The sequence below is a fragment of the Anabaena sp. FACHB-1391 genome (assembly GCF_014696755.1).
In the GTDB taxonomy this organism is placed as follows: Bacteria; Cyanobacteriota; Cyanobacteriia; order Cyanobacteriales; family Nostocaceae; genus Dolichospermum; species Dolichospermum planctonicum.
Genome location: NZ_JACJQS010000068.1, coordinates 1 through 10,119, shown reverse-complemented (window position 1 = coordinate 10,119; position 10,119 = coordinate 1). Strand labels below are relative to the sequence as shown.

12 protein-coding genes and 1 pseudogene are annotated in these 10,119 nt (G+C 38.5%); 5 read left to right on the top strand and 8 right to left on the bottom strand.

The genetic code is table 11. The features are described 5' to 3' along the window. Nucleotides 1-135: 135 nt before the first annotated feature. Both H6F62_RS19990 and H6F62_RS19985 read right to left on the bottom strand, forming a co-directional pair. Nucleotides 136-810, bottom strand: a complete 675-nt coding sequence (locus H6F62_RS19990) for a hypothetical protein (protein ID WP_190372807.1) — start codon at nucleotides 808-810, stop codon at nucleotides 136-138. A gap of 95 nt (nucleotides 811-905) precedes the next feature. Next, nucleotides 906-2,195, bottom strand: a complete 1,290-nt coding sequence (locus H6F62_RS19985) for an FGGY-family carbohydrate kinase (RefSeq protein WP_190372808.1) — start codon at nucleotides 2,193-2,195, stop codon at nucleotides 906-908. A 178-nt stretch (nucleotides 2,196-2,373) separates the two neighbouring features. On the opposite strand from H6F62_RS19985, the gene psaM reads away from it, so the two are divergent. Then, entirely contained in the window at nucleotides 2,374-2,469 is a 96-nt protein-coding gene (gene psaM, locus H6F62_RS19980) for a photosystem I reaction center subunit XII (protein ID WP_006196319.1), read from the top strand. A gap of 268 nt (nucleotides 2,470-2,737) precedes the next feature. Continuing rightward, a complete protein-coding gene (locus H6F62_RS19975) occupies nucleotides 2,738-3,148 on the top strand; it encodes a hypothetical protein (RefSeq protein ID WP_137908660.1) in 411 nt (136 codons plus the stop codon). A 173-nt stretch (nucleotides 3,149-3,321) separates the two neighbouring features. Here the strand turns inward: H6F62_RS19975 and H6F62_RS19970 are convergent, their stop codons facing one another. Continuing rightward, nucleotides 3,322-4,032: a tetratricopeptide repeat protein gene (locus H6F62_RS19970; RefSeq protein ID WP_137908661.1), complete on the bottom strand. Its 711-nt coding sequence runs from the start codon at nucleotides 4,030-4,032 to the stop codon at nucleotides 3,322-3,324. 429 nt (nucleotides 4,033-4,461) lie between these two features. Here H6F62_RS19970 and H6F62_RS19965 point away from each other — a divergent pair, with 429 nt between their 5' ends. Next, on the top strand, nucleotides 4,462-4,926 hold the full coding sequence (locus H6F62_RS19965; RefSeq protein ID WP_137908663.1) for a hypothetical protein: 465 nt from the start codon (nucleotides 4,462-4,464) through the stop codon (nucleotides 4,924-4,926). Nucleotides 4,927-4,938: 12 nt separating this feature from the next. Continuing rightward, a complete protein-coding gene (locus H6F62_RS19960; RefSeq protein ID WP_190372806.1) occupies nucleotides 4,939-5,496 on the top strand; it encodes a glutathione S-transferase family protein in 558 nt (185 codons plus the stop codon). Between the two features lie 210 nt (nucleotides 5,497-5,706). Here the strand turns inward: H6F62_RS19960 and H6F62_RS19955 are convergent, their stop codons facing one another. From H6F62_RS19955 to cofG, 5 genes are all read right to left on the bottom strand, one after another. Next, nucleotides 5,707-6,198, bottom strand: a complete 492-nt coding sequence (locus H6F62_RS19955; RefSeq protein WP_137908665.1) for a YajQ family cyclic di-GMP-binding protein — start codon at nucleotides 6,196-6,198, stop codon at nucleotides 5,707-5,709. A 103-nt stretch (nucleotides 6,199-6,301) separates the two neighbouring features. Further along, nucleotides 6,302-6,718, bottom strand: coding sequence for an MAPEG family protein (locus H6F62_RS19950; RefSeq protein ID WP_190372805.1), 417 nt, complete (start codon nucleotides 6,716-6,718; stop codon nucleotides 6,302-6,304). Nucleotides 6,719-6,855: 137 nt separating this feature from the next. Then, nucleotides 6,856-7,359: a DNA-processing protein DprA gene (locus tag H6F62_RS19945; protein WP_137908667.1), complete on the bottom strand. Its 504-nt coding sequence runs from the start codon at nucleotides 7,357-7,359 to the stop codon at nucleotides 6,856-6,858. A 103-nt stretch (nucleotides 7,360-7,462) separates the two neighbouring features. Beyond that, entirely contained in the window at nucleotides 7,463-8,311 is an 849-nt protein-coding gene (locus H6F62_RS19940) for an HpsJ family protein (RefSeq protein WP_190372804.1), read from the bottom strand. A 138-nt stretch (nucleotides 8,312-8,449) separates the two neighbouring features. Further along, complete coding sequence (cofG, locus tag H6F62_RS19935; protein WP_190372803.1) at nucleotides 8,450-9,430, bottom strand: 7,8-didemethyl-8-hydroxy-5-deazariboflavin synthase subunit CofG; 981 nt, start codon at nucleotides 9,428-9,430, stop codon at nucleotides 8,450-8,452. Nucleotides 9,431-9,751: 321 nt separating this feature from the next. On the opposite strand from cofG, the pseudogene H6F62_RS19930 reads away from it, so the two are divergent. Continuing rightward, nucleotides 9,752-10,119 (top strand): annotated as a pseudogene (locus tag H6F62_RS19930) (photosystem II q(b) protein); the annotation flags it as partial.

The window sequence follows — 10,119 nt, the reverse complement described above, 5'->3', positions numbered from 1 at the left end:
TGAAATTACCGAAACTCGTGAAATTATTGATAAAATTCTCAATAATCATGAGAATGAACCCCCCTTTATTGAGAAAGTTCTTTTTTGTCAAAGTCCCATACAAATAACTTATACATTGACTAATGTGTTTAATGCTTAAATTTTAGTAATTTGAGGATCTAAAATCATGCGTGTACCAGTATTATCTACATGATAGCTCCAGAATTGGCTTTTAACTTTAACAATTACTTCCCAACCTGGAATGGGATCAAAAATTTGAGCGCAAACTTCACCGAAATTAAAAACACAGGAATTACTAAAAGTTTTCTGAGTTGACTGAGTAATTTTCAGGTAATTTACTGCTAAACCAGAACGTTTAGAAGCATCACTCAAAACCGTATTAGCGATTTTTTTCGATAATTTGTGAGTAGTGATTTTTGGATCTAAGAGAATTTGTGAATTAGATTTATTGACATGATAGATCCAAGATTGTTCTTGTAACCTTACAGTTATAGTCCAACCGGGGATAGGATTATATTCCCTGGTACAAACTTCTCCAAATTTAAAAATACAGGGATTACTAAAAATAGTAGATGTAACTTGAGTAATTTGCAAATCAGAAACTTTTATCCCAGAACGTTTAGAAGCATCCCTGAGAACAGCTTGAGAGATAGATTTAGGTAAAATATTTTGATTTTGGCTTAACTGCAACCCTTCTAAACTTTGAGCATTTGCAAATGTAGCATTTTCAGTTACACCTAAATTACAGGCAATAGGTAATAAGCAAAAGGTAATAGGTAAGAGTAATGACAACCGACAAATGAAGTTCATAACCATATAAATTAATAATTCAATGCTGAATTAAACTGAACTTGACAACTTAAATGAAAACTTACAAAAACTTACAAATAAATAATCTTTTACCCTCATTCCTCCGTGTTCTCTGTGTCCTCTGTGGTTCGTTCCAAATTAATTTTTCCCATTGCCAAAAGTGCCGTTCCATAGGCTGCTTCCGTATTTTTTGATAAAACAATAGGTACTTTTAAATAACGTTGACGAATAGCAGTCCAAGTAGAATTTGCAGCACCACCACCGGCTGTATAAATATGAGTTAAAGGGTCTGCACCGAGATTTTGTAAAAGTTCATATCCTTTAGTTTCTATTCTAGCCATACCTTCTAATAAACCATGCAGAAATTCCTGATTTTGATCTGGACGTGGTTCTAGTTTTGGTAATAATTGGGGATCATTAATCGGAAAGCGATCGCCTGGTTTCAACAATGGATAATAATCTAACACACTGGCTTGAGTTGGATCAATGTCGGCACTTAACTGGACTAACTCTAGATCGCTAAAAAAATGTTTTAACACAGCACCACCCGTATTAGAAGCACCTCCAGTTAACCACAAATCACCTAAACGATGGCTATAAATTCCATATCGCGCATTTTCAATTCTATGGCGGCTTAGAAGTTTCAATACCAAAGTTGACCCTAGGGAAGTTACTGCTTCCCCCGGAAATTTAGCTCCACTGGCTAGAAAAGCCGCAATACTGTCTGTCGTACCTGCAACCACCAAACAATGGGCTTTAAAGCCAAATTCAGCGGCTATCTGTGGAAGTAATTCACCAATGGGTATTCCTGGTGGGAAGACTTGGGGTAAATTGAGGGGAATTTGTAGCCGTTCTAGCCATTCTGGATATTGCAATTTTTCCACATCATAACCCAGTTTTAAAGCGTTGTGGTAGTCGCTAATACCTAACCTTCCATGCAGCAGAAAACCCAACCAATCGGCTTGATGCAGTAAATATCTAGCATTTATAAAAGAAGGTAATTCTTGCATCCATAGGAGTTTCGCTAGACTTGATGTAGCACTTAACACGGTATGATTGGCTGGTGCAATTTGGCTCAACCGTTCTAAAGCCATAGCTCCCCGACCGTCGTTGTACAATAGGGGCGCGTCCACTGGCTTTCCACTGTCATCAGTCAGCAAAATAGTGGAAGAAGTGCCATTAATGGCAATAGTCCCGATTTCCTGCCTGAAAACCTGCGGAATTTGCCCTAATAGACTCCATAAAGCCTCAGTCCAGCATTTTACCCAATCAATAGTCCCAACGTGCCAATGATGGCGCATGGCGGATACAATACGACCTTGTTGATCAATTACCACACCTCGCGCGCCGGAAGTGCCAAAGTCAATACCCAGGGATAAAGTCATGAGGGAGTAGGGGAGTTGGGGTTTGAAACGGAAAGATGATTTTTTGCTCACCAATGACCACTGACTAATTACGGTTTTTGTTGCATCTTGTAACAAGATGTTTCCTAATTTTGGTAAAACAGTCAAAAGTAGTAAGCAGAGTCTTGAAAATTAAGTTCAACTTAGGAGGATTTCTATCATGCCTATCTCAGATACTCAAGTTTACATTGCTTTGGCTGTAGCACTAATTCCAGGAATTTTAGCTTGGCGTTTAGCTACAGAACTATACAAATAGTACCCGAGTCATGTAATTCTGTTCCCGGTTATCAACTCTAGTATGGTAAGGTGTAGTTTCCAAACACTCATGGCTCTGGGCTAGGAGGATTTTGGAAATTGCACCTTAATTAATTTACCTGTAATTTACTTGGTAATATTTTTTCATCTTCATATTTGTTTAAATTTACGAAAAATGAAGTAATATAACAGCTAAACTAAACCGCAATTAGCACCTGTTTGCTTTTGACGGTAGTTGCCGTAAATCATGCAAGCCTTTTCTTACTATCATGAATGCGTTTCAACCATTTAGACCTCCTATACAGCCAGTAGAACAACGGCGAAATGTACCACGACCTAAACGATATTTACGCCAACGCGCTTACCAGGTAATGGCACTGGAAACTACAGCTAAAGTAGCAGTTAATACAGTTATTGGGGCAGCAGCGGTTTCTGCTCTAGTACAATTGTTACCTTACCATTGGTTACAACAGGACAAGCTGCGGGAAATACGTACCGAAGTTAAAGTCATGGAAGGGCGTGTCCAGAATTTGCAGACGGAATTTAGTCGCAATTTTGATCCTGGACAAGCTCAGAGTATTATGCAGCAAAAATCATACCGATTTACAGCAAATCAGCGTCCAGTTATCTTGATGAATCAAGATCAGACTGTCACGGAACAATCTGATTCAGTTCCATAAAAGTGCAGAAAATATATTAATCATCATGGTTATTAGGGTGACTATCAAGGGTATAAGTTTTGATTTAGTGAGAAAATTCAAATTTTCCAGATGGTTTCACAAATGACTTCCAAAATCCTGACTACTGAATTTAGCTATCTACCAAATTTACCAAATTAGTCTTCTTATTCTTCTTATTCTTCAAAAAATAGCAACTCGTTTAACCAGTTTTCGATTTGTAACCGTAAACTATAACTGAAACCAGCTTGATTCTTTAAAGATGGCAATTCTGCTAATGCGCGACGGTAATCAGCGATCGCACAATTCCAATCACCCCAGAGATGATAAGTACGTCCGCGTTCAGCCCAAATGTGTCCTTTGAGTTGACCAAAAAGTAGAGCAGTTTCTAAATTCTCAATGGCTTCTGCATATTCACCCAAATCCCGTAAAGTAATGCTGCGATTAATCCAAGCCCGAACATGATGAGGATTTAAATCCAATGCTTGTTCATAATCAGCTAATGCGTCCATTAATTGACCAGAAGCGGCGTAATAATTAGCTCTATTATTGTAGGCACTAGCTAATTTAGAATTTAAGTCTAGGGCTTTGTTATAATCACAGAGAGCTTTGTCTCCGTCACCACTTTGAAAATAAATCAGACCTCGGTTATTGTAATCAACAGCATTTTCAGGATGGTTGTCAATGAGATGACTTAAAAGAGCGATCGCTTTGGTATAATCTCCTTGTTGTGCTAATTTCAAAGCACAAGAGCGTAAATAGCGTTGTTCCAACATTGGTTCATTACCATCCGGTAACGGCGCACATTGATGACAAGGATTGTTTGTACTAAAAAAGCATACTAGACTGTTTGGGATACCAGAATTTAAAAAAGATTGCTTACTCATTATCTTCCCTATTTGATTTACTCGGTTTGTCAAATGAAGTTATAGTTTTCCGGTCGTGATGGCTCTAGGATTGTTGAAGGACGTAGATTCTACATCCTCAAACCATATCAGCCATAAATCTAATAATGTATACTTCATACCCAAGTTCAATTCCAGAATCAGTAAAAATCTGAAGAATTGAAGTGTAAATTTTCAAGATGACAGACAAAAAGCCAGAAGTAAGAGTTTGCGTTCCTTAATTAAGACAGAATAAGTAAGATTTTATTAATGACAACCAATTAACTAAGTAGGTGAATGGAAAAAAACGACATAAGTAACGAAAAGTAAAGTTGCCCAAAACCTCTTCCCAGTTAAGAGTAAAGAGTTCCCTTGTCATAACGACAATTTTTAACGCCAACCTACTTACCAATTTTAGAAGAGACATTTCCCATGACAACAACAATTTCTTATGCTGATGCTACCGATCTCAATACTGATGACTATATTGTTCTTGGTTTAGCTACGTGCTTCTATAAAGAAGATGGGGAAGTGCATCAAATTGAAGTGATAGAACCCATTCCTTCCGCAGCATTAGAAGCCCTATGGAAAAACATTCCCACCTCTTACAGGCTGGCTTATGCAACGAATTTAGGATCTGTGTTAGATGGTGATAAAATGCTATTGCCAGAAGGCTTCCCAGAATCAGCGCAATTTGGTGATGAATTTGCATTGAGGTTATTTTCTGCGGCTCGTACCTACAAGCGCCGTGAAGCCTCCCAAAATCTGATTCCTCTGGGAACAACTAAAACGGATTTGAATTATTCCACAGAGCGCAAACGGGTACTGAATGCAGCCAGAGTGGTTACTAAAGAAGATAACATCAAACAACATTCCCACACTCACAAAGTTCTTTAATTTCAGATAACTATGTTGAAACTTTATGGTGGTAGTCGTAGTCGGGCTGCAATTATCCAGTGGTATTTAGAAGAACTGGAAGTTCCTTATGAGTTCGTTCTACTCGATATGCAAGCAGGAGAACATCTCCAGCCTGATTTCTTGAAAATTAACCCTATGGGTAAAGTCCCCGCTATCGTTGATGGTGATTTTCAGCTTTGGGAATCAGGGGCTATTTTACTTTATTTGGCGGATAAATACGGTAAAACCGCTTTTTCATTAGAGGAGAAAGCTATCTTTACCCAGTGGGTATTATTTGCCAATTCCAGTTTAGGAACAGGTATTTTCATAGAAGCCAATCGTCAGCGAGAAATGCCACGATTATTAACTCCTTTGAATGAAATTTTGGAAAAACAGCCTTTTTTGCTGGGTAATGATTTTACCGTTGCAGATGTGGCTGTGGGATCAATTCTTTCTTATATTCCGATTATGCTCAAGTTAGATTTGAGTGCTTACCCAGCCATTGTGAATTATATTCAGTCTATGTCTGAACGCCCCGCATTTCAAAAAAGCATTGGTGGACGGAAGTAATTAATTAATAATTAATAATTGATAATTATCAATTGTTAATTATATAGGGGATTATCATAAGGGTGAGGTACAATTTTAGCGGGCAAGATGCCCGCACCACAATATTTTCACCACAATATTTTCACCACAAAATTTTCACCACAATATTTTCACCACAATATTTTTATCATTAATATCTGTACCTCATAATATCGGAAACTGCTGTATTTTCTAACGATAATTTGTAAATTGTAAGGCAACGGGGAAGTCCTCTTGTTTAAGACGTTGAATAACAAGTTGTAAATCATCTTTTGATTTAGCTGTCACCCGCACAGCGTCACCTTGAATCGATGCTTGAACCTTCTTAATTTCGTCTCGAATCAACTTGGAAATTTGTTTAGCAATTTCTTGGCTGATACCTTTTTTCAGAGTAATTTCTTGCCTAACACGGTTGCCGCTGGCAGATTCAATTTTACCAAATTCAAAGATTTTTTGGGAAAGATTACGCTTGGCGGCTTTTTCCCGCAGAATGGTATGGACAGATTCTAAAGTAAAGTCACTGTCAGTACCAATAGTAATTTTTTCTTCGCTTAATTCAACTGTGGTTTGAGTGTCTTTAAGATCATAACGGCTTTTAACATCTCTGATGACTTGATCAATAGTATTAACTAATTCTTGTCTATCAAAGTCACTGACGATATCAAAGGAAAAAGTAGAGGCCATAAATAAAATTGGTAATTGGTAATGGGGAAGAGGAAACAGGAAACAGGGAACAGGGAACAGGGAAGATTAAAAATAAATATTTTCCTTATTCCCTTTTACCTAATTATTTAATTTGCATGAGACTGAGGTAAAACAGAGTTCCAGAACTAAAAGAAGCAATACCAAACATGAGTGATCTCAACAAAGGTATATTGGCAATATAGAAAATAGAGTATAGCAAACGAGCAATGATAAAGATGATCGCTGCATTCCCCCCTTGGGGAGAATTTACCCCAGTAACATAAGCCATTAAAGCCGCCGCTGCAAAAACCATAAATCCCTCAAAAGAGTTTTCATGGGCCCATGTTGCCCGTTGGGCATAGGGTGGTAGCTTGTCAAACATGGCGCGGGGAGCAGAAAGATCATATCCTATCTGGACTCTAGCAAAAGCTACTAATAAATAGGGTACATAAATGAGAACAGCCGCGACGACAATAGAGGATAAAAAGATAGCAGGTACTGGTAATTGAGATAGAGACATGAAATTAATTTAACAGGGTAATTGGTTTGTCCTTGATCATTGATTATCAATGGATAAAGGGTAATTTAGTCAAGTTATTACCCATTACCCAATGATAATTTACCATCTCTATCATTAGCTTTGCGTTAGGATTCACCCTAGTCAAAGTAGAAAAGTGTTACTACTTTTCGTTGTTCTTCTGCATCACTACAGGTTTGTAAGAGAGTACGACTATCATGAAATGCAAAGCAAATTAATTGTTGACAACGAGAGACAATTTCCTTATTACATAAGTAACTCGCTTCAGCCAGAGACAGGTTATCATTGCTGGGGTTTTCCACCAGGTGCATGACCTCTTCTAGCTGCTGGCGTGATTCTTGGGGTTGACGTTCCAAACTCTGGGGTAAAATGACCGTGAGTAAGTTGGGGTCAGCCTTTGTTGCGCCCCGGATGGCCGCAGAGTTTGTGCCTGTAGCACCAGAAGTAATGATCCGGTTGCCCGATAGGATTAGGGCATAAGCCATCATTTCAATGAGCTTCTGATGGGTAATTGGCACATGACGAGAACCTAGCAAAGCTATCCGCTTAGAACCTGTTTGCTGGATAGTTGCTAGTTCTTGGGCTAATGTATCGAGGTTGATAGTTTCTATTGACTGACTCAAAGATAAAAATCATGAGATTAAACAACCCAGATATTGTACCAAACAGCGTGTAGATAAGACACTAACCAGAGTTACATCTTGCTACAATTTATTTGTTAGTTATTTATGAGGCTGATTTGCTGCGTCTGGAACTACTTTTGGAAACACCCGTACCTCTTAATCCTCTCCACCCGATGACAGTGTAACCAATTGACAACAATAAACTATTAATACCAGTTCGCAATTCTTTCCAGGCATCTGCTTGGGTTTTTTGCAACTGTTGTTCTTTTTGACTGTTAATTTGGTCTATTCTCTGGTTTGCTAGTTGTTGAGGGTCTGTTTGCTGGGCAATAAAATTATCCAGAGCTTGGGGATTTGCTTTATACTTTTTCAGTAAATCCTTCTGCGCCGTGGGTAATTGGTTATTATTAATTGCCTGATTATACTTCTGCTCATCTTTAACCAGTTCATTTAGCTGGGTCTTGAGTTGCTCTTTTAATGCAGCACGTTGTTTCTCTACAGACGCTTTTACCTGATCATTACTAAGTTGATTTTGTATTTGTGCTAATTGACTTTTAACTTGGTTTTCTAACTGTTCTGCTTCTTTGTTAATTCGTGTTAACCCTTGTTCCTTGATTTGATTGACATTGCTCAGGTACAAGGGAAAAATCAACAAAAACATCAGTCCCAACAAACTAGAAAGTATAAAAATTGGCAACTTTAGAATAGGAGACGAGGGATCACTACTTTCATGAGTTCTACCAACATAGAATGCAGTTACAATTGCTCCCAGACCAAGCAATGGTAAAAAACCCTGCTCTACAAGACTCCTGCACAGATTAATTTGCCAGAGTTTATCTGTAATTTCCAAAGGGAATAATAAAAATAGAAACCCTATCAAAAACGACAATATACAGATTACACCTATTAACTTGAGAGAGAAAGACGTATGAGAGGACGTACTATTGGACATATTTATTCACAGTCTAAATATATTGAATTGGATAATTTAGCATATTTTTCATGTCACTTTTACTATGTTTTTCGAGAGAATCCGCAAAAGTTGCATAAAAAGGTGCATATTTTTTTGACGTTGCTGAATTGGGACAGGTTACTGATCTGGTGGAAGTTTAAATCTTCTCCGCCATTGTTTTACCTTTTGTAGTAAACCTGCATCCAACCAATCATCAAACTGGGGATACACTGGTAAGCGCGGTACTAATTCCCAGCCACCAGGCTCTAAAATGTTCCTAAGTTCTTGCTCTTGTAAATGAGGATAATCAGGATTAACTTCATCCTTGGGACTTATTCCCCCTAAATCCCTAGCCCCTGCGGCTAGACAAGCAAGTAACCAATTTTCATCTTTAACTAAATTAGGGGGAATTTGAATTGTAATGTCTGCTGGTAAAATTTCCCGCGCTTTGGCGATGACTTGTGGTAATTTATGGGGGTTAAATGGTGGTGTGTCCAAAGTTTGGACTGTTCCGGGACTGTGGGGTTGAAGAATCACCTCTTGAATGTGATGGTAAAGTTTATGTGACTCAGAAATAGCTACTAAAGTTTCCCACCAGTCTGACTCAGTTTCTCCTATTCCTAAAAGTAAACCCGTTGTAAAGGGGATTTTTAGCTCTCCTGCCCATTGTAACTGTTGCGATCGCACTTCTGGCAATTTACTCGGCGCGTGACGATGAACTGTCTTTAATAGTTTTGGTGTCAACTGTTCTAGCATTAACCCCATGGAAACATTAACACTTTTGAGTTTTTCCATTTCAGTCCAACTCAATGGACCGACATTGGTATGGGGTAAAAATCCCATTTCTAGTGCCAATAAACACAAATCATAAATGCGCTCAAACCAGGGTTCACGCCTTGCTGAATCAGGATGTACCTCGCCACTGAGCACGAGTATTTCACAGACGTTTTGATTTTTTAGTTGTGACAAAATTTCTTGAGCTGCCTCCAGAGTCAACCAAGGACTTTTGGCCGGTTCGCTGCGGAAATTACAGTATGTACAACGGTTAAAGCATTCATAAGTGGGAACAATAGTATAAGCAGGGCTGTAAGTAACAATATTCTGACTAGATAGAGACATATATAGTAGGAGTTGCAGCTAAAACACAGCTAATTTACAGACTTTGGCGGGCAAGATGCCCACCCCACAAGGTTTAGACTCCTATTATGCAGTTTAGGTGGTCAGGAGAAAGTAAAAAGTTCAAACCCCTGATTAGCAAAAAGATTAATCCCCGAAAGGCTGACTATATATAGTTTATAGCCCTAAAGATCACTTGGCTGAAAAAAATATTAAAAAATATTACGAAAACCCCTTTACAAATCTAAACATAAAGGTTAATATAAATTCATGAGGTAGAAACACCTACCAAAACATACATAACTCAAACGCAATTATAAACACATGACCACAACACTACAGCAGCGCCAAAGCGCTAACGTATGGGATCGCTTTTGCGAGTGGATTACCAGCACAGACAACCGCCTCTATATAGGTTGGTTCGGAGTATTAATGATCCCTACTCTCTTGAGTGCGATCGCTTGCTTCACTATCGCTTTCATCGCCGCACCTCCCGTTGACATTGACGGTATCCGTGAACCAGTTGCAGGTTCTTTACTATACGGAAATAACATTATTTCCGGTGCAGTAGTTCCTTCTTCTAACGCTATCGGTTTACACTTCTACCCAATTTGGGAAGCAGCTTCTTTAGATGAGTGGTTGTATAACGGCGGTCCTTACCAGTTAGTAGTATTCCACTTCTTGATCGGCGT

Excerpts from the sequence above, each read along its gene's own strand:
- H6F62_RS19985 (WP_190372808.1), bottom strand. The coding sequence starts at position 2,195 with ATGACTTTATCCCTGGGTATTGACTTTGGCACTTCCGGCGCGCGAGGT.
- H6F62_RS19950 (WP_190372805.1), bottom strand. The coding sequence starts at position 6,718 with ATGTCTCTATCTCAATTACCAGTACCTGCTATCTTTTTATCCTCTATT.
- H6F62_RS19970 (WP_137908661.1), bottom strand. The coding sequence starts at position 4,032 with ATGAGTAAGCAATCTTTTTTAAATTCTGGTATCCCAAACAGTCTAGTA.
- H6F62_RS19940 (WP_190372804.1), bottom strand. The coding sequence starts at position 8,311 with ATGTCCAATAGTACGTCCTCTCATACGTCTTTCTCTCTCAAGTTAATA.
- H6F62_RS19975 (WP_137908660.1), top strand. The coding sequence starts at position 2,738 with ATGAATGCGTTTCAACCATTTAGACCTCCTATACAGCCAGTAGAACAA.
- H6F62_RS19955 (WP_137908665.1), bottom strand. The coding sequence starts at position 6,198 with ATGGCCTCTACTTTTTCCTTTGATATCGTCAGTGACTTTGATAGACAA.
- psaM (WP_006196319.1), top strand. The coding sequence starts at position 2,374 with ATGCCTATCTCAGATACTCAAGTTTACATTGCTTTGGCTGTAGCACTA.
- cofG (WP_190372803.1), bottom strand. The coding sequence starts at position 9,430 with ATGTCTCTATCTAGTCAGAATATTGTTACTTACAGCCCTGCTTATACT.
- H6F62_RS19965 (WP_137908663.1), top strand. The coding sequence starts at position 4,462 with ATGACAACAACAATTTCTTATGCTGATGCTACCGATCTCAATACTGAT.
- H6F62_RS19990 (WP_190372807.1), bottom strand. The coding sequence starts at position 810 with ATGAACTTCATTTGTCGGTTGTCATTACTCTTACCTATTACCTTTTGC.
- H6F62_RS19960 (WP_190372806.1), top strand. The coding sequence starts at position 4,939 with ATGTTGAAACTTTATGGTGGTAGTCGTAGTCGGGCTGCAATTATCCAG.